Source organism: Qipengyuania gelatinilytica (assembly GCF_019711315.1).
In the GTDB taxonomy this organism is placed as follows: domain Bacteria; phylum Pseudomonadota; class Alphaproteobacteria; order Sphingomonadales; family Sphingomonadaceae; genus Qipengyuania; species Qipengyuania gelatinilytica.
The window spans coordinates 279,430-298,352 of sequence record NZ_CP081294.1 but is presented as its reverse complement, the minus strand read 5'-3'; the positions used below and the strand labels follow the sequence as shown (position 1 = coordinate 298,352).

Below are 18,923 nucleotides of genomic sequence, written 5' to 3'. Positions count from 1 at the left end.
GAGCGAAGACATGGAATATGAAATCGACGACGATCCGCAAGGTCTCGAGGAAACCGACGAAGCTGCCCGTGACGGCGGTATTGTCGAGGACCATATCGCGCTCAAGAACCAGTCGAGTGTGACGCCCGAGGATTATCCGGCGTCTTACCGGCGCGAGACATCGCTGGTGAACCCGACCCAGCTATCCTGAATTGGGGCGAAGGTGCTGGCGGACAGGGTGGGATTCGAACCCACGAAGGGCTTGCACCCTTGCCGGTTTTCAAGACCGGTGCATTCAACCGCTCTGCCACCTGTCCGCGAGCAATTGGCCCGCTAGCGCGCTCTCGCTGACTTGTCACGCCGCAAACTCTTATCGAGACGCAAGGAAACGCTTTCGAATCCGGCGCGTATGGCAAACATGCCATTTACCGTTCAGCTTTCCCGTGCGAGTGTCGTCGCATGAAGTTTACTCGCATTGCAGCCACCGCCGCAGCTCTTCTCCTTGCCATGCCGGTCGCACCGGCCTCAGCGCAGGACATGTCGTTCGATGCCTATCTGCAGCTGTTGATCGCCCGGGCTCGTGCAGAGGGCGTGAGTGAGGCAACGTTGCAGCGCATGACCGCCGATCTCTCCCCGAACATGCGCGTTATCGAACTGGACCGTGACCAGCCCGGAACGCCGACGACGTCCGGCTACCCGCCACTCGCTCCCTATATCGCGCGCCACGTAGACCGGGCCCGGATCAGCGGTGGGCAGCGGGAATTCGCAAACTACCGCGGCGCGCTGTCCCGTATCGAGCGTGAATATGGGGTGCCAGCGGAAATCGTCGTAGCGATCTGGGGACACGAAACGGCCTATGGCCGCGTGAAGGGCGGTTTCGATCTTTCGCAGTCGCTGGCAACCCTTGCCTGGGAAGGACGCAGGCGTGAGCTGTTCTCGTCCGAATTCGTTGCTCTGATGCAAGTGGCAGACAAGGGATACAGCCGCAGCGAGCTGAAGGGCAGCTGGGCCGGCGCTTTCGGCAATCCGCAGTTCCTGCCCAGCGTCTACCTGCGCCTGGCAGCTGACGGCAACGGCGATGGCCGTGCGGACATCATGAATTCGCCGGTGGACGCGCTCGCGTCGATTGCGAACTATTTCCGCGATGCCGGATGGCGTGAGGGACTGCCCTGGGGTGTGCGCGCCTATGTCCCGGGCGGCTTCGACGTCGATGCATACCGTACCAAGATCGTCGCACCGACCTGTTCGCGGGTTCACGAACGCCACAGTGTCTACAAGACGGTTGCCGAGTGGAGGGCGTTGGGTATCCAACCGCAGATCCCGCTTGCGCAGGAAACCCTCGTGACATTGTTCCAGCCTGACGGTCCGGGTACTCCGGCCTACCTCCTTACCAGCAATTACCGTGTTATCCTCGAATATAACTGCTCGAACTATTACGCGATGAGTGTCGGCTTGCTGGCTGACGAGATTGCCCGCTAATCCTTCGGTGGATAGGGCGGGGTGACGCTCGCAAATGCCGTGGCGGATGGTTATAGCTTGGACCAATCCATTCCACACAGGGAGACGCCGGAAAACTCCGGCGCATTGACCGGCTTGCGAAGATTTTTCCGAACTGCCCTTGCTTCCACCGCCGCCTTTGCCGTGATGGGCGCAACCCCGCTGAAGGAGCAGTCGGGCGATCCGGCTCCTCCAGGTGCGGATGCAGCGCCCATTGCCTACCTCTACGACGTGACCAGCGGGCAGGTTCTCTTCGAACGCGAAGCGGGGCGGCGCTTCATGCCTGCCTCGATCACCAAGGTGATGACCAGTTTCCTTGCCTTCGAATGGCTGGAAGAGGGCAGGATTGCTCCGCAACAAAGCTTCACGCCACCCGACGACCTCTGGCGTAAATGGAAAAATGTCGGATCGACGATGTTCCTTGCGGCAAACGAGCCGGTGACTGTCGACGAGCTCATCCATGGTGTGACCACGGTATCCGCAAACGACGGCGCGGCCCTCCTTGCCCATGGTTCAGCCGGTTCGGTGGAGGAATGGGTCGCTGCGATGAACGCCAAGGCAGCGGAAATCGGCATGCGCGACAGTCATTTCGGAACCCCCAATGGCTGGATGGACGAGGGCCGGACCTTCGTCACGGCGCGGGATCTCGGCACGCTCGCCACCGCGATGCTGCGGCGCCATCCTGCCAAATACCGGCATTTCGTCGGCAAACCGTCTTTCAGCTACAATGGTATCAGCCAGCCCAATCATGATCCGATCAGCGGGGTGGTTCGCGGGGCTGACGGTATCAAGACCGGTTTCACCAACCAGGCCGGTTACGGTTTTCTCGGATCGGCTTACCGCGATGGACGCCGTCTCGTCCTGGTGGTCGCAGGCAGCCCGCGTTCTCGCGTTCGCGACCAGGCCGCGCGTGACCTGCTCGAATGGGGTTTCGCGGAGTTCGATCAGACGGCCCTGTTCGGAGCAGGAGCCCAGGTAGCAAAAGCAAGGGTTCAGGGCGGTTCGCAAGGCTCAGTCGGCCTTGTCGCTCCAGACGGCGTTTTTATCGACTTGCCGAAAGGCGATCCGCGCAAGGTGGAAGTTCGCCTGCAATACGAGGGCCCCTTGAGAGCGCCGATCACGAAGGGCGAACTGGTCGCGCGGTTCCTCGTGTCGATCGAAGGCATGCCGGACTATGAAGTGCCCCTGGTTGCCGAAGAGGATGTCGACACCGCCAATGCCTTCGAGCGCGCCATAAATGGCCTGAGGAGCTGGGTGTCGTGACGAAGGGCAAATTCATCGCCCTTGAAGGCGGCGAGGGCATGGGCAAATCCACGCAGGGTCGGCTCCTCGCCGAAGCTCTCCGGGAGAAGGGCCTCGAAGTCGAGCTGACGCGCGAACCGGGCGGTACGTCCGGAGCCGAAGCGATACGGTCGCTCTTGCTCAATCCGCCGGGCGAGGGCTGGGGGCCGCAAGCCGAAGCCCTGTTGTTCGCGGCGGCACGATCGGACCATGTCGCCCGGCTGATCGTTCCTGCAATCGAGCGCGGGGCATGGGTCGTGTGCGATCGTTTCCTGGACTCGAGCAGGGCTTATCAGGGCGCAGCGGGGGAATTGGGCGATGATCAGATCCGCCAGCTCCACACGGTTGGTAGCGGCGGCCTCCTGCCCGACCTCACCCTTGTGATCGATGCGCATCCCGAAGAAGTAGGGCAGCGCCTTCGCCAGCGTGACGGGGAGACTTCCGACGCGATCGGCGGCAGGAGCGATGACTATCATGCGGCGGTCAACCGGGCCTTCCTCGACTTCGCCAGCGATGAACCCGGCCGCTTTGCCGTCGTCGACGGCAGCGGAACGGTCGAAGAGGTCCACTCGCGGGTCATGGCGGCTATCGAACCACTGCTTGGCAGGCAACCCGGATGAACCTCGTCGGACATGATGAGGCATGGGCTGAATGGCGCTCCGCTCTTACCGGAGAGCGGATGCATCACGGCTGGCTGCTTGCAGGCAAGAAGGGGGTGGGCAAGGCCAGCTTTGCTCAGGCTGCGGCACGAGAATTCCTCGGTGTGGGTCCACAAGATGGCGCCCATCCCGATATCATCACGCTTACCTACGGCCCGAAGAACAAGGACGAGGCAAAGAAGCGCGATGAGGGCAAGCCCTTCGAACTCGCGCGCGGCATCAAGGTGGAGCAGGTTCGCGAGATACAACGCCGCCTGAACACGCGCCCGACAATGGGTGCCCATCGCGTCGTCATCATCGATCCCGCCGATGATATGGAAGTGTCCGCCTCGAACGCCCTTCTCAAGAGCCTGGAGGAGCCGCCTGCCGGTACCTTCTTCATGCTCGTTGCACATAGCCCGGCCCGGTTGCTGCCGACGATCCGCTCGCGCTGCCGGACCGTTCGCTTTCCCACCGTGGGCAGGGAGCGGATGGACGAGCTGCTGCGCGATCTGGCTCCGGAAGCAGACATCGCCACGCGCGATGCAGCCATTGCGGCCGCTTCAGGATCGCCGGGTGCCGCCCTTTCCTTCGTTAACCTCGATCTCGGAAAGGTCGCTCAACTCATGCGCCGCATAGTCGAGGAGGGCGACCGGGATTTCTCGCTCCGAGGCCAGCTTGCAGGTGCAATCGGGTCCAAGCAGGACATTCCGCGCCTGCAGGCGGTTCTCGACCTTGCCCGCGCAATCCTGGCCGAAAGGATCGAGGACGCAGGCCCGGATCCTCGCAAACTTGTCAGCACACATGCCCAGCTTGTCCGGCTGACCGGCGAACAGCCGACCTATAATTTCGACCCGGGATTGCTCGGAATGGAAATCGGAACCTTGCTCGCGCAGGCAGGCGAGGCTAGCGAGCGCGGCAATGGCTGATCCTTTCTACATTACCACCGCGATCCACTATCCCAACGGCAAGCCGCATATCGGCCACGCCTATGAAACGATCGCTGCCGACGTCATTGCGCGCTTCCAGCGCCTGATGGGGCGTGACGTCCGGTTCCAGACCGGCACGGACGAGCATGGTCTCAAGATGGCGCAGAAAGCGCGCGATCTGGGCAAGACCCCGCGTGAGCTGGCTGACGAGATGTCGGGTGCCTTCAAGGACCTCTTCGACCGCCTCGACATCACATACGACCGGTTCATCCGCACGACCGACGAGGATCACCACAAGGCGAGCCGCGCGATCTGGGAAGCGATGGAAGCCAAGGGCGACCTCTATCTCGATCGTTATGAAGGTTGGTATTCGGTCCGCGACGAGGCCTATTACGACGAAAAGGAACTCAAAGAGGGACCGAATGGCGAGAAACTCTCGCCCCAGGATACCCCGGTGGAATGGACCGAGGAAGAGACCTGGTTCTTCCGCCTTTCGAACTATGCCGAGCCGCTGCTCGAGCTGCTGAACAAGCCGGGCTTCCTCGAGCCGGCGAGCCGCCGCAACGAGATGATCGCCTTCGTCGAGGGTGGCTTGAAGGACCTTTCGGTCAGCCGCACGAGTTTCGACTGGGGCGTGAAGGTTCCCGGCCACGACAACCACGTCATGTATGTCTGGGTCGATGCGCTGACCAACTACATCACCGGTGTCGGCTTTCCCGATGGCGGCGAGATGTGGGACAAGTACTGGCCCGCCAGCCTACACCTGATCGGCAAGGACATTGTCCGCTTCCACACGATCTACTGGCCGGCCTTCCTGATGAGCGCGGATATTCCGGTGCCGCAGCAGGTCTTCGGCCACGGTTTCCTGCTCAATCGCGGCGTCAAGGAATCGAAGTCGGCAGGCAATGTCACCGATCCGAACGAGCTGGTCGACCTCTTCGGTGTGGACTCGTTGCGCTACTTCCTGATGGCCGAAGTCGTGTTCGGGAAGGATGGCAGCTATTCCGCCGAAGCGCTTGTAAACAAGGTAAATGCCGAACTAGCGAACAGCTTCGGCAACCTTGCGCAGCGCACCCTGTCGATGATTCACAAGAACATGGACGGCAGGCTGGAAGACTTCACGCCGAACGGCGATGACAAGACCCTGCTCACGACCGTGCAGGACGCCTGCCGCGATGTCCTGCCGCGCGAGTTCGAGGCGCTCAATTTCAGCGTGGGCATCGAGGCCTGGCTCAAGGCGGTCTTCGCCTGCAACGCCTATGTCGACGAGCAGGCGCCGTGGGGACTCAAGAAGACCGATCCCGAGCGCATGAAGGCCGTGCTCCAGACGCTCTTCATCGCCATTCGCGACCTCGCGATCGCCATCCAGCCCGTCGTGCCGACCAAGTCGGCCGCGGTTCTCGACCAGCTTGGCGTCAAGGCTGATCGGCGAACCTATGCGGATCTGTCTGACGAAGGCTGGTTCAACGAGCTGGTTGCCGCGGGTCATATCGTCGACAAACCCACGCCGGCATTTCCGCGCCTCGAAATGCCGGAAGGAGAGGCTGCCTGATGCTGGTCGATAGTCACTGCCACCTTGAATACGAAGGGCTGGTCGAAAACCAGTCCGACGTGCTCGACCGCGCACGCGGGGCAGGGGTGGGGGCCTTCCTCAATATCTCGACCAAGCGAGCCGAGTGGGCCCGGGTCGTCGGCACGGCCAATGCCAGGCCCGATGTCTGGGCCAGCGTCGGCATCCATCCACACAACGCCGACGCGCATCCCGACCTCACGCGTGAAGAACTGCTCGAGGCGACCCGGGACCCGCGCGTCATCGGCATCGGCGAAACGGGCCTCGATTACTATTACGACAAGTCGGACCGCGCCGAGCAGCAGCGGCTGTTCCGCATCCACATCGATGTCGCGCGCGAGACCGGCCTTCCGGTCATCATCCACACGCGCGATGCCGAGGACGACACGATCGCTATCCTCGCCGACGAAATGGGGAAGGGGGCCTTCCCCGCGCTCATCCATTGCTTCACGGCCTCGGCACAGTTCGGCGACAAAGTGCTCGATCTGGGCCTCTCGATCTCCATTTCGGGCATCGTGACTTTCAAGAACGCCAAGGACTTGCAGGAGGTCGCCAAAAGCGTGCCTCAGGAGCGCCTGCTGGTCGAAACCGACAGCCCCTTTCTTGCGCCGGTCCCGCATCGGGGCAAACCGTGCGAGCCGGGGTTCGTGCGCGACACCGCCAGCTTCATCGCCGAATTGCGCGGCGAAACGCTCGCAGAGCTGGCCGAATACACCACACGCAATTTCTACACGCTCTTCAGCAAGGCGGCTTCGTGAAGCTGATCATGCTCGGCTCTGGCACGTCGACGGGCGTCCCGCGCGTGGGCAATGACTGGGGCAGCTGCGATCCGAACGAGCCGAAGAACCGTCGCACGCGCGTCTCGATCATCGTCGAAAACGACGCGGGTCAGCGCATCCTGGTGGATACGTCGACGGACTTGCGGGCCCAGCTCCTCGCCAATGGGATCGACAAGGTAGATGCCGTCTTCTGGACGCATGACCATGCGGATCATTGCCACGGCATCGATGACCTGCGGGTCATGCGCTACGACCGGAGCAATCCCTTGCCCGGTTATGCCGGACGCGTGACGTGCGAACGCTTGCGCCGCAGGTTCGACTATGTTTTCGAAGGCCAGTTCGGTTACCCGACGATCGTCGAGCTCAAGGAGCTGGAACAAGCGCACCTTGTTGCAGGATTTTCCTTCGACCATGTGAGAATGCCGCACGGACCCGCGAAGAGCACGGGATTCCGGTTCGAGGCCGACGGCAAGTGTCTGGTCTATGCGACTGATTTCAGTGAGATTACACCGGCGATGGTCAAATGTTTCAAGGGTTGCGATCTCCTGGTCGTGGATTGCCTTAGGGAACGTCCGCATCCCACGCATGCTCATCTCGAAATGTCGTTGGATCTGGCGCGCAAGATCAAGGCCAAACGCACCGTATTGACGCATCTGGACAAGTCGATGGACTACAAGACTCTCAGCGCGAAGGTGCCAGCAGGTGTTAGCGTCGGGTTCGACGGGATGGAGGTGAAGGTATGAACATGGACGGCGGAACGATTGCCTGGGCTGCGATGGCAAGCGCTCTGGTGGTCGCTTACCTTATGGGGATGCGACGAGATCCCAGTCTCTCCGGCAACCGGATGCTCAAGATCGCCTTGATCTGGGTGCTGATCATCGGCGGAGGTTTCCTGCTGGTGAGGGCTTTGACCGGCATGAATTGACGGATCGATTCCGGCCCCTATTTAACATAATATATATTATCATTCCCACATTAGGGTTTAGCGAAGCAGGTTCCCTACTCCCGACAGACGAAAACGGCAGACACGAATGTCCGAACAGCTAGACCGCTTGCTCCGCATCATGGCGCGCCTTCGTGATCCGGTCTCGGGATGTGAATGGGACACTGCCCAAAGTTTCGAAACCATCGCTCCCTATACGATCGAGGAAGCGTATGAAGTCGCTGACGCCATCGAACGATCGGACATGTCGGACCTGCGCGGAGAGCTCGGCGATCTCTTGTTTCAGGTCGTGTTTCACGCTCGGATGGCTGAAGAAGCGGGACAGTTTGCATTCAACGACGTCGCGAAGTCCATTGCGGACAAGATGGAAGCAAGGCATCCGCATATCTTCGGCGATGAAGGCGGCGTGATGGAAGACAAGCGCTGGGAGGACATCAAGGCAGCTGAACGCTCAGCGGCCGGTGCGACCAGCGCTCTTGAAGGTGTCGCGCTGGCATTGCCGGCCCTCATGCGGGCTCAGAAGCTGCAGAAGCGCGCTGCACGTCATGGTTTTGATTGGCCCGACACAGAAGGACCGCGCGAAAAGGTTTTCGAGGAAATCGAAGAAATTAAATCCGCTTCTGGATCTGAAATCGAGGAAGAAGCCGGGGACTTCCTATTCGCGGCTGTCAATCTCGTCCGCGCTTATGGGATCGATGCAGAAGGTGCATTACGAGCTGCGAACAAGAAGTTCGAAAGACGCTTTCGGGCGATGGAAGAAATCGCGGGCGGCGACTTCGCGGAGAGAAACCTGACAGAGCAAGAGGCTCTTTGGCAGGAGGTCAAGCGCCGCGAGAAGGCCGACATCCCCTCATAGCGTTTCGAACTGGCCGAGTTCCTTGGGATTCAACCTCACCAGGAACCTCCGCATCGGCCCGCCTTCGCCCTCGCCGGCATCTTCTTCCGACAGAATTTCGCCGTGGGCATGAAGCCATGCAATCCGTCGGCCGTCACTGACCGGCAGCTTGAATTCCTGAACCGAAGCCTTGGCAGTCAGCATATCACCCAGGCGTTCGAGCAAGTCCGGAACGCCTTCCCCGGTCAACGCCGAGGTAAGAACGATATCCTCGCTGGTCTCGACCTGTGGTTGCAGGTCCGCTGCTCGTTCTTCGTCCAGCAAGTCCCACTTGTTCCAGACTTCGAGGATCGGAATGCTTGATGCGCCATCTTCGCCGTCGATGACGTCCAGGTCTTTCAGCACCCGCAGGACCTGAAGCTTTTGTGCCTCTGCCGAGGGATTGGAAATATCCCTGACGTGGCAGATGACGTCGGCAGCCGTCACCTCTTCAAGCGTAGCGCGAAAAGCAGCGACGAGCTGGGTCGGCAAATCCGAGATAAAGCCGACTGTATCCGACAAGATGGCTTTCTCGACGCCGGGCAGCGAAATGGCCCGCATCGTCGGATCGAGCGTTGCGAACAGCAGGTCCTCGGCCATGACTTCGGCGCCGGTCAGCCGGTTGAACAGGGTCGACTTGCCGGCATTCGTATAACCGACCAAGGCGACAACCGGCCACGGTGCCCGCTCGCGCCGTTCACGATGCAGCCCGCGCGTCTTGCGTACTTGTTCGAGTTCCTTGCGCAGCCTGCCCATGCGCTGCCGGATCATCCGGCGGTCGGCCTCGATCTGCGTCTCACCCGGCCCGCCAAGGAAGCCGAAGCCGCCGCGCTGACGCTCGAGGTGGGTCCAGCTACGGACAAGCCGGCTCTGCTGATAATCCAGATGGGCGAGTTCGACCTGCAGGCGACCTTCTGCGGTCGCCGCACGTTCCCCGAAGATTTCCAGAATCAGGCCCGTCCGGTCGATGACCTTACGTGAAAGTTTCTCTTCCAGATTGCGTTGCTGGATCGGACTGAGCGCACCGTCGACAACTACGAGCTCAGCCTCGTGCTGTTCGCACGCAATCCGGATATTCTCGACCTGGCCGGCGCCGAACAAGAGGTTCGGTTTCACATCGCGAACCGGCAGCACGAAGCTGTCCTCGATCTCGATACCGATGGCGAGCGCAAGCCCCTCGGCCTCGCTCAGACGGCTGTCTGCATCGAGATCATAGGTTTGCCCGCGGATGTCGGGGCAAATGACGAGGGCCCGCGCACCGCGCGAGACTTCGCCCAGAAGGTCGTCGTCGAAACTCAGTTGTCGTCCTCGTCCCAGTCTTCGCTCAGGTCGACCGGCGTTGCAGGCTGGATCGTCGATACAGCGTGCTTGTAAGCGAGCTGCACGTAACCATCGCGTTCGAGCAGCATGCAGAAGAGATCATAGGCAGCAATCTTGCCTTGCAGCATGACGCCATTGACCAGGAACATCGTGACCTGCGCCTCTGCCTGACGGACCCGGCCAAGGAAAACATCCTGCAGCAGCCGTTGCTTCGCGTTCGAGCCCTGGCTTTCAAATTGGCCGGCATCGATCGGCTGACCGGGCATTATCGTACTGACGGCATGCTTGTAGACCAGCTGCGACTGTCCATCGCGGCGCAGCAGGATCGAGAAATTATCGAACCAGGTGACGATACCCTGGAGCTTTACGCCCTTCACAAGAAACACCGTTACCGGCGCCTTCTCCTTGCGCAGCAAGTTGAGGAATGCGTCCTGCAGGCTGGGCGCCTTGCCCTTGGGGGCTGCTTCTTTCGCTGGACGCGGGCGTGCCGAGAGAGTGCGTTCGCCAGACATCGTTGTGTCTCCTGTTGTTGGCCGCCCCGTTCGAGGACGACGATCTGGACGCCACCACCGCGTCCGGGCACCAGATTTCCATCCGGATTTGAAACGCAATGTGCCGTGTAAGACACTTGTTAGCAATAAAATAAATCTGACAGGCCTGTGGCCTATGCTTGTCGCGTTACTTGCGCTCGCTGCCTTTTCGTTCGGCCATTCCGAGTAGTTTGAGCTTCCGGTGCAGCGCCGAACGCTCCATTCCGATGAAGCTCGCCGTCTTGGAGATATTGCCGGAAAAGCGGCGGATCTGGATCGCGAGGTATTCGCGTTCGAAGCTCTCGCGCGCTTCCCGCAAGGGGGCCCCCATCAATGCCGCCATGCCCCCGGTACCGGACACCTTGCCGCCAGTAACCTCTTCGGAAAGCATCTCGGCTTCGACCGTGTCCAGCTGGTCGCGCGGGGTCAGGATGATCGTCCGCTCGACGACATTCCTGAGCTGGCGCACATTGCCGGGCCAGTCATAGGCCTGGAGTGCAGCCATGGCTTCTTCGCTGATCTTCGGCGGTCGCAAGCCCTGCTCCGTTGCATAGCGAGCAAAGAAATATTCGGCCAGGGCCGGTATGTCGTCGCGCCTCTCGGCAAGCGACGGGATCTCGACCGGCACGACGTTGAGGCGGTAGAACAAGTCCTCGCGGAAATTCTTCTCCTCCATCTCCTTGGCAAGGTCGCGGGCCGTTGAAGAGATCACGCGGACATCGACCCCAACCTGACGATTGCCCCCTACCCTCACGAAGCTTTGTTCGGTGAGGACACGCAGGATACGAGCCTGCGTCGACATCGGCATGTCGGCTACTTCGTCGAGATAGAGCGTGCCGCCGTCGGCGGTTTCCAGGAGGCCCGGCCGGACCAACTTGCCATCCGCCTCTTCACCGAAGAGCTCTTCTTCGAAGCGTTCCGGGGTGATCCGGGCCGAATTGACGGTGACGAAGGGCTTGTCGCCGCGTGTCGACCAGCTGTGCAGCAGGCGTGCGGCGACTTCCTTGCCGGACCCCGCAGGGCCGGAGATCAAGACGCGGCTACCGGTCGATGCCACGCGCTTCAACGTCGCGCGGACATTGTTGATGGCAGCCGAATTGCCGGTGAACTCGCCGCTCTCATTGGTTCTCTCGCGCAAGCGCGAGTTCTCGCGGCGCAGGCTTTCCGTTTCGGTCGCGCGTTCCACCAGGTGCAGCAAGCGCTCCGCCTCGAACGGCTTCTCGATGAAATCCATTGCACCGCGGCTGACGGCGGAGACGGCCGTGTCGATATTGCCGTGACCCGAGAAGATGATGACGGGCAGTTCCGGCTCGCGCAATTTGATCGCATCGAGGACTTCGAGCCCATCCATCGGGCTGCCGTGCAGCCAGACGTCGAGCAGTACGAGGCTCGGCCGCTTCTCGTCCACTGCATCGAGCGCGGACACACTGTCGGCTGCCGTCCGGCATTCGTAGCCCTCGTCGCTCAAGACCCCGGCTACCAGTTCGCGAATGTCGCGTTCGTCGTCGACGATGAGGATATCCAGAGCCATGTTCAGCTTCCCGTTCTTTCTGCGGCGTTCTGTTCGGTATTTTCAGGCGACTTGCCATGAGGGTCCCTGGCAAAGCGCAGGATCACCCGGGTTCCGCCACCCTCGACGGCGGAAAAGCTCATTTCCCCGCCGTGTTCTTCAACGATCTTGTTCACGATTGCGAGGCCAAGCCCGGTGCCTTTCTCGCGGGTCGTAACATAGGGTTCCATGATCCGCTCACGATCCTGCGGCAGGCCAATGCCGTTATCCGTGACGGCGACCATTATGGCATGTTCGTCTTCCGTTACCTCGACGGCGATCCCCCCGCGGTAATCGGCTTCCGCCTGTGCGGCGCGCGCTTCGATAGCTTCGGCGGCGTTCTTGAGAATGTTCGTGACTGCCTGACCGAGCTGGTGGCGGTCGGCCTGAATTTTGAGCGGACCTTCGATCTCGGTGGTCAGGCCGTAGTTGATCTCGGGATTGGCAACTTCCTGCAGGAAGAGCGACTGCCGGATCAGGTCTAGCGCGTCTTCCGGCCGGAACACGGGCTTGGGTAATCTTGCGAAGCTGGAGAATTCATCCACCATCTTTCTCAGGTCGCCGACCTGCCGCACGATGGTATTGGTCAATTCGTCGAACAACTCGCCATCCTGCTCGATCTGCTTGCGATAGCGCCGCTTGAGCCTTTCGGTCGCAAGCTGGATCGGGGTCAGCGGGTTCTTGATTTCATGCGCGATCCGCCGCGCCACGTCCGACCACGCGGCCTGTCGCTGGTCGAGCAGCTGCCGGGTGATGTCCTCGAAAGTGATCACGTACCCGTCGCCTTCGGGCACCAGCTTCACTGCGAGAGTCATCAATTCCCCGCGGCGCGAATGGCTGACCACCCCGCGCTCGAGTCCGGCCTCGACCATGACCGCGATCTGAGGCGCCATCTCGTCGAGTGTTTCGGGGTGCTTCGCCCCCTCCCCTCCTTCAAGAAGAGTCGATTGCGCAGGCGCATTCATCAACAGCACGCGGCGCTGCCCATCGATGGTGATGACACCGGCACTGACCGATTCCAGCACGGCTTCGATAAAGCTGCGGCGGTCTTCGAGTTCGCTGTTGGCAGAGACAAGAGCGTCGGTCTGCTTCTCGATCTGCGCCGTCATCCGGTTGAACGCGCGGTTGAGAAGGCCGATCTCATCGGCGCCGGTACGTCCCTCAACCCGGAGTGCGAAATTGCCCGCGCCTACCTTGCGCGCCGCCGCAACCAGATCGGTAAGCGGTTCCACCTGCCTGTCTGCAAAACGCAGGGCAAACCAGACCGCTATCCCCACGAGCGCGAGGCTGACAAAGAACAAGGCCAGATTGAAGCGCAGCTGCAGTGCGCGCGCACGCTTGGTCAGTTCATCATAAGCGGTCGAGATCGAACGCGCACTTTCCCAGCTTCGGAAACTCACCGCCTCCGCATTTCGGGCCGTATACAGATAGATCCCGGCCGTCCGGTCGATAGGAGCAATTGCCTCGATCCGTTCAGGGCTGCCACGCACGGCAACCTGCTCTCCGCGGCGAAGGCCATTGAGGCTCTCTTCGGTGAACCCGACCGGATCGCTTTCCTCCGTAATCCCGTAAACAACCGCGGTGCGGGCGCTACCATCTGGAAGCACCTGAATGATCGCACTCTCGAAAACGTCTCTTGGCTGCGCCTGGTACTCGTAAACCAAAGGGAAGTCCGGATCGGTGACCGACACCTGCTGCAGCAGAAGCCGCATGTCCATTGCCATCGAGATGGTCTCTTGGGCGAGGTCCAGCTGGTTCTCCTCGTAATACCTTTCCGCAAGCTGGTTTGCGTTCTCCATCAGTCCACGCGAATTGTCGGAGAACCAGAAATCTACACCAGACTGGAAGAGCACGGCAGCGAAAGCCGATACGAGCAGCGTCGGCACTGCGGCAATCATCGAAAAGAAGAAAACCAGTCGGACGTGCAAACGCGCCGTGCTGCCAGCTGCCCTCCTCAATGCCAGGCGACGACCAGCAAGGACGAGCAGCGCCATCGCCGGGATCAGCGTGCCGATCAGCAGGACCGCAACCTGCCTGCTCGGCAGCAATTGGCCGGTAGGCGGCGCCGTCGTGAATGCAGCCCAAGTGGCCCCGACCATCGTCAGGAAGGCGACCGCCGCCATGATCTCCACGACAGTGAAGAAGTTCGCCCGGCGCGAGGCGACAATGAACTTGCGCCACCAACGTGGTGTGCGTCTTGCCTGAGGAGCTGCCTGCGTCGCCATCGTGGCGGCCTTACATCGTTACTGTTGCATTTTTGCAAGCATAAAATCGACGAGCCGCCTGTCAGCGACGCCGGGCAAACCGTTCCGGCTCGATTTCGAGGTCGCTCAACCGCTTCCTGAGGGTATTTCGATTGATCCCGAGAAGCTGCGCTGCCCGCAGCTGGTTACCATCGGTTTCCCGCAAGGCGTGTTCGAAAAGGGGCTTCTCGAACGCAGCAAGCGCACCGTGATAGAGCGTGCCGGCGGAAGGGCGTTCGTGATCGAGCCAGTCGGACAGGGCGGCTTCGAAACCATCCCGACCATCATCGTTTGCGTTGCCAGCATTCGAAGGAAGCACGTCGGCCACCGTTTGCGCATCGATCTGGCTGTCGCGGGCAAGCAGGGCGAGCCGGAACACCACATTGCGCAATTCGCGCACGTTGCCGCGCCAGACATGGCTCTCGAGCGCGAGGGCTGCCTCATCGCTAAGGGTGTGTCGAGGAAGGCCCTCATCCACTGCCTGCGAGAGGAAATGCCTCGAAAGGTCGCCGATGTCCTGGCTGCGTTCGCGCAGCGGCGGCAGGTGGATGGGGACAACATTGAGACGATAATACAGGTCTTCGCGGAACCTTCCGTCCGCGATCATTGGCTCGAGATTGCGGTTGGTCGCAGCCACGATCCGGACGTCTACCGCAATCTCCTGCCTGCCACCCACCCGCCGGATCCGTCCGGACTGGAGGGCGCGAAGAAGCCTTGTCTGCGCCTCTGCCGGCATGTCGCCGATCTCGTCGAGGAACAAGGTGCCGCCATTGGCCTGTTCGAACTTACCGATCTGTTGGGCGTGAGCGCCCGTAAATGCGCCGCGTTCGTGACCGAAGAGCTCGCTTTCCAGGAGGTCGTGGGGGATTGCTGCCATATTGACCGCGACAAATGGTCCGGTGCGGCGTGAGCCCAGCTGGTGAATCGCTTCTGCGACCAGCTCCTTGCCCGTGCCGCTTTCACCGGTAACAAGTACGGTCAGGTCGTTGCGCAGCACGCGGGTTATCATGCGATAGACGTCTTGCATGGCCCTGCTGCGCCCGATCAGCGGCAGCTGGCCGCCCTCAACCTCATCTTGCGTTTCCGCCTTGCGAGGAGACCGTGCCGCGGCTTGCCGAACAGCTTGCGAAAGTTCGTCGAGGTCAAATGGCTTGGGGAAGTACTCGAAGGCTTCGCTGTCGCTGGCGCGGACGGCAGTGTCGAGCGTGTTCTGAGCCGAAAGCACGATAATCGGCATATCCGGGGCCGCCGCACGGACTGTCTCGATCGCATCGAGGCCGTCACCGTCTTCCAGCATGACATCGGTCAGCATGACATCAAAGCTGCGTTCCGAAAGGAGCCTGTCGCGCTCGCTCACCCTGCTGCAGGAGGTGACCTCATAGCCTTCCTCGCGCAGTGCCTCGGTAATCACGGTCGCGATACCGCGATCGTCTTCCACCAGCAGGACGGAATGGGTCGTCATGGCTCAGTTCGCCCCTTGTGCGACGGGAAGGTTGATGCGGAAATGGGTCAGTCGTGCCGCCTGATTGCGTTCGTGCGCGATACGGCCGCCCATGTCGCGCAGCAGTTTGCGGACCAGCGCAAGGCCGAGGCCCTGGCCGTGCGGCTTGCCGGATACGAAAGGTTCGAAGACGTGGTCGCTCAATTCGGGAGGCAGGCCAGGTCCGGGATCGATCACGGTGATCTCGATCGGGAGGCGCGTGGCCTTGCCGAGCCGGATCGCCGTAAAACTCAGGCCGCTGACGAAGCGTGTCCGAACGACGACCTTGGCGCCTTCCTGCCCGCTACAGGCATCGCAAGCATTGGCGAGCAAGTTGATGAGCACCTGCTCGAGCGCGCCCTGATCCGCTTCTACCGGTGGGAGCGAGGGATCGAATTCCTCCGCGAGTTCGCACCCATCCTCGCGGCCAGCGCGAACGGTTGCCATGGCATTACGGATCGCCTCGTGCAGGTTGCATGGACCGGTGACCACTTCCTTCCGGCTGCCGAGTTGCTGCATCCGGTCGATCAGCTGCGCGATGCGATCGACTTCGCCCTCGATCATCGTCGCTAGCGGACGATCCTTTTCCGAGGCTCGGCGGGCGAGAAGCTGGCTGGCCCCGCGGATGGCAGACAAAGGGTTCTTTATTTCGTGGGCGAGAACGGCGGGCGCGCGCAGTTCGACGCGCTCCTCGTCATCGGAGTGGTTGTCGTCCTGCCCGACTTCCGAAAGAGTGACCACGCGCCATCCCGGATGGCTGTGCATCGGAGAACTGGTGATGTTCACCCGCCTCACGCCATGTCCCGTATCGACGGCAATCCCACGAGCGATGACCTGCACTTCGCATTGCTGGATGCTGTCGCGCAGCCGATCATTTTCGAAATCGATAATCTCGCCCAGTGCCTTGCCGAGCAATCGGCGGGCACTGCGACCCAGCAATTCCTCCGCAGCGGCATTGGCTTCGACAATCCGGTCTTCCTGGTCGAGCAGGAGCACGGCAAAAATCAGCCCGGATATCTGGGCCGCCGCATCAGGCGCGGCAGACGGCTCATTCACGCCGCACGCCGATGGAGGAAGGGCTCGTAGAAACGCTCAAGTTCCTCAAGAACTTCAGGAGCATTGTCGACGAAGTTCACCCGGTTCCGAAACTCGGCCGAGCCGTGCATGCCCTTCGTATACCAGCCAAGGTGCTTGCGAGCGATCTTGACGCCGACCTGCTCGCCATAAAGTTCGAGCATGTCGCGGTAGTGTTCGACAACAACCTCGTACTGTTCATCGAAGCTCGGGCTCTCAAGCTTTTCGCCCGTGCGCCACCAGTGCATTACCTGCGCGAGCAGCCAGGGCTTGCCATAGGCACCGCGTCCGATCATCAGGCCGTCCGCACCCGATTGCTCCAGCGCCTTGCCGGCATCCTCGATCGTGCAGATATCGCCATTGACGATGACGGGTATGGAGACTGCGTCCTTCACCTTGCGGATGAATTCCCAATCCGCGCTGCCCTTGTACATCTGGTTGCGCGTGCGGCCGTGCACGGTGACCATCTTGACGCCAAGGTCCTCGGCAATCCGGGCGAGTTCGGGCGCGTTGAGATCGGCGTGATCCCAGCCCATGCGCATCTTGACCGTCACGGGCACGTCGACGGCCTTGACCGTCGCTTCCATCAGTTTGGTGGCGAGACCGACTTCCTTCATAAGCGCCGACCCGGCAAGCTGGCCGACGACCTTGCGCACCGGGCAGCCGAAGTTGATGTCGATGATGTCGGCACCATTACCCTGCTGGAGTTTGGCGGCTTCGGCCATGCTGTGCGGGTCGCAGCCGACCAACTGCATCGAGACCGGTTCTTCGATCGGGTCCCACGCGGCCTTCTGCACCGATTGGCGCGTCTCGCGAATGGCCGCTTCGCTGGCGATCATCTCGGTGACATTGAGGCCCGAGCCGTATTTGCGCACCAGCTTGCGGAAGGGCAGATCGGTCACGCCCGTCATCGGCGCCAGGATGACCGGCGTGTCGATGGCCACATTGCCGATGTGGATGGGCTGCGGCGGGGCCGGAGGGGATGCTTGCTCGATCATGACTTGAGGTGTGCCTAAATATTGGGCAGGCACATAGTGCGTTGCAGCGCAAACGGCAAGCGGCTAGCGGGCGGCATAGCTATGCAGGACTCCTCCCCCCTCCCCCCGTTTTCTGCGGTCGTAGTCGCTGCCGGCAAGGGTATGCGGGCAGGCCAGCCACTTCCCAAGCAATTCGCGACCTGGCGCGGCAAGCCAGTCCTGCGCCATTCGGTCGAGGCACTGCTGGATGCCGGTGCTGCTCCATTAGTCGTCGTTATTCCCAAAAACGGCGAGGAAGCCACTGCCGAGGCGCTGTCCGGCCTCCACGGGTGGACAAGCGTCGTCGGTGGCGAGGCACGGCAGCAATCGGTTGCCAACGGTCTTGAAGCGCTCGGCTCTTCCGATCGTGTCCTGATCCACGACGCGGCGCGCCCCATATTGCCGCGCGCCGTAGTTTCCCGGCTTTTGCATGCGCTGGACGATCACCCCGGCGCAATTCCGGTCCTGCCTGTCGTCGATAGCCTCGCGCTCGACGAGGGAGGAATAATGGCCGGCAGCGCGCAGCGGGACGCGCTCCGGCGCGTGCAGACCCCACAAGCGTTTCGCTTCGCGGATATCACGACCGCCCATCGCGCATGGCAAGGTGATGCGCTCGCCGGGGACGATGCACAGGTGCTGGCCGCCGCAGGCGGAAGCATCGCCCTTGTCGAAGGTGACGAGCGCCTCAAGAAACTCACTTATGCGGAGGACTTCGTGTCGGAACTGCCCCCTGTCCGGATCGGGTCCGGCTATGACGTTCACAAGCTGGTCGCTGGCGAGGAGCTTTGGCTGGGTGGTATCAGGATCGAGCATGACAAGGGGCTCTCGGGCCACAGCGATGCCGACGTCGCCCTGCACGCCATTGTCGATGCGCTGCTAGGTGCGATCGGCAATGGAGACATTGGCAGCCACTTCCCGCCGTCGGACCCGCAATGGAAGGGAGCGAGCAGCGACCGGTTCTTGGTGCATGCTGCGAAACTGGTCGGCGAGGCCGGGTATCGCACGGGCAATGTCGACCTCACGATCATCTGTGAAGCGCCCAAGATCGGCCCTCACCGCGAGGCCATGAGGCAGCGGGTTGCCGAACTGCTCGGCGTTGACTCGGGCGCGATATCGGTGAAGGCGACGACCACTGAAAGGCTTGGCTTTACCGGCCGAGGCGAAGGTATAGCCGCACAGGCCGCAGCGACTGTCATTCGCAACGATTGAAGGGGAATCGCA

The 18,923-nt window shown here is 61.5% G+C and carries 18 protein-coding genes and 1 tRNA gene; 11 read left to right on the top strand and 8 right to left on the bottom strand.

What is annotated here, in order from left to right; all coding sequences use genetic code 11:
* Nucleotides 1–10 precede the first annotated feature (10 nt).
* Complete coding sequence (locus tag K3136_RS01490; RefSeq protein WP_221431167.1) at nt 11–190, top strand: hypothetical protein; 180 nt, start codon at nt 11–13, stop codon at nt 188–190.
* A gap of 16 nt (nt 191–206) precedes the next feature.
* On the opposite strand, the gene K3136_RS01485 is transcribed toward K3136_RS01490, so the two are convergent.
* Nucleotides 207–296: transfer RNA gene (locus K3136_RS01485), tRNA-Ser, on the bottom strand.
* Between the two features lie 142 nt (nt 297–438).
* Between K3136_RS01485 and K3136_RS01480 the strand changes: the two genes are divergently transcribed.
* The 9 genes from K3136_RS01480 (at nt 439) to mazG (ending at nt 8,472) form a co-directional block, all read left to right on the top strand.
* A complete protein-coding gene (locus K3136_RS01480) occupies nt 439–1,458 on the top strand; it encodes a lytic murein transglycosylase (protein ID WP_221431166.1) in 1,020 nt (339 codons plus the stop codon).
* 165 nt (nt 1,459–1,623) lie between these two features.
* Nucleotides 1,624–2,739 carry a D-alanyl-D-alanine carboxypeptidase family protein gene (locus K3136_RS01475; protein WP_221432173.1) on the top strand — a complete coding sequence of 372 codons (1,116 nt, stop codon included), beginning with the start codon at nt 1,624–1,626 and terminating at the stop codon, nt 2,737–2,739.
* Nucleotides 2,736–3,377 (top strand): dTMP kinase, encoded by a 642-nt coding sequence (tmk, locus tag K3136_RS01470; RefSeq protein ID WP_221431165.1) that lies wholly within the window; start codon nt 2,736–2,738, stop codon nt 3,375–3,377. Before K3136_RS01475 ends, tmk begins: the two co-directional genes overlap by 4 nt.
* Entirely contained in the window at nt 3,374–4,324 is a 951-nt protein-coding gene (locus K3136_RS01465) for an AAA family ATPase (RefSeq protein WP_221431164.1), read from the top strand. The genes tmk and K3136_RS01465 overlap by 4 nt, the downstream gene beginning before the upstream one ends.
* Nucleotides 4,317–5,876 carry a methionine--tRNA ligase gene (gene metG / locus K3136_RS01460; protein ID WP_221431163.1) on the top strand — a complete coding sequence of 520 codons (1,560 nt, stop codon included), beginning with the start codon at nt 4,317–4,319 and terminating at the stop codon, nt 5,874–5,876. The genes K3136_RS01465 and metG overlap by 8 nt, the downstream gene beginning before the upstream one ends.
* Nucleotides 5,876–6,652 (top strand): TatD family hydrolase, encoded by a 777-nt coding sequence (locus tag K3136_RS01455; RefSeq protein ID WP_221431162.1) that lies wholly within the window; start codon nt 5,876–5,878, stop codon nt 6,650–6,652. The genes metG and K3136_RS01455 overlap by 1 nt, the downstream gene beginning before the upstream one ends.
* Nucleotides 6,649–7,416, top strand: a complete 768-nt coding sequence (locus K3136_RS01450; protein WP_221431161.1) for an MBL fold metallo-hydrolase — start codon at nt 6,649–6,651, stop codon at nt 7,414–7,416. The genes K3136_RS01455 and K3136_RS01450 overlap by 4 nt, the downstream gene beginning before the upstream one ends.
* Nucleotides 7,413–7,598: a hypothetical protein gene (locus tag K3136_RS01445; protein WP_221431160.1), complete on the top strand. Its 186-nt coding sequence runs from the start codon at nt 7,413–7,415 to the stop codon at nt 7,596–7,598. The genes K3136_RS01450 and K3136_RS01445 overlap by 4 nt, the downstream gene beginning before the upstream one ends.
* A 106-nt stretch (nt 7,599–7,704) precedes the next feature.
* Entirely contained in the window at nt 7,705–8,472 is a 768-nt protein-coding gene (mazG, locus tag K3136_RS01440; RefSeq protein WP_221431159.1) for a nucleoside triphosphate pyrophosphohydrolase, read from the top strand.
* Here mazG and hflX read toward each other — a convergent pair.
* The 7 genes from hflX to dusB form a co-directional block, all read right to left on the bottom strand.
* Nucleotides 8,467–9,768, bottom strand: coding sequence for a GTPase HflX (gene hflX, locus K3136_RS01435; RefSeq protein WP_221432172.1), 1,302 nt, complete (start codon nt 9,766–9,768; stop codon nt 8,467–8,469). The genes mazG and hflX overlap by 6 nt on opposite strands.
* A 17-nt stretch (nt 9,769–9,785) precedes the next feature.
* Entirely contained in the window at nt 9,786–10,322 is a 537-nt protein-coding gene (gene hfq / locus K3136_RS01430) for an RNA chaperone Hfq (protein WP_221431158.1), read from the bottom strand.
* Between the two features lie 166 nt (nt 10,323–10,488).
* Nucleotides 10,489–11,871, bottom strand: a complete 1,383-nt coding sequence (gene ntrX, locus K3136_RS01425) for a nitrogen assimilation response regulator NtrX (RefSeq protein ID WP_221431157.1) — start codon at nt 11,869–11,871, stop codon at nt 10,489–10,491.
* 2 nt (nt 11,872–11,873) lie between these two features.
* Complete coding sequence (locus K3136_RS01420) at nt 11,874–14,114, bottom strand: sensor histidine kinase (RefSeq protein ID WP_221431156.1); 2,241 nt, start codon at nt 14,112–14,114, stop codon at nt 11,874–11,876.
* A 61-nt stretch (nt 14,115–14,175) separates the two neighbouring features.
* Entirely contained in the window at nt 14,176–15,594 is a 1,419-nt protein-coding gene (gene ntrC, locus K3136_RS01415) for a nitrogen regulation protein NR(I) (protein WP_221431155.1), read from the bottom strand.
* 3 nt (nt 15,595–15,597) lie between these two features.
* A complete protein-coding gene (locus K3136_RS01410; RefSeq protein WP_221431154.1) occupies nt 15,598–16,668 on the bottom strand; it encodes a two-component system sensor histidine kinase NtrB in 1,071 nt (356 codons plus the stop codon).
* A complete protein-coding gene (gene dusB / locus K3136_RS01405) occupies nt 16,665–17,684 on the bottom strand; it encodes a tRNA dihydrouridine synthase DusB (RefSeq protein WP_221431153.1) in 1,020 nt (339 codons plus the stop codon). The genes K3136_RS01410 and dusB overlap by 4 nt, the downstream gene beginning before the upstream one ends.
* Before the next feature lie 81 nt (nt 17,685–17,765).
* Between dusB and K3136_RS01400 the strand changes: the two genes are divergently transcribed.
* Nucleotides 17,766–18,911, top strand: coding sequence for a bifunctional 2-C-methyl-D-erythritol 4-phosphate cytidylyltransferase/2-C-methyl-D-erythritol 2,4-cyclodiphosphate synthase (locus K3136_RS01400; protein ID WP_221431152.1), 1,146 nt, complete (start codon nt 17,766–17,768; stop codon nt 18,909–18,911).
* Nucleotides 18,912–18,923 lie beyond the last annotated feature (12 nt).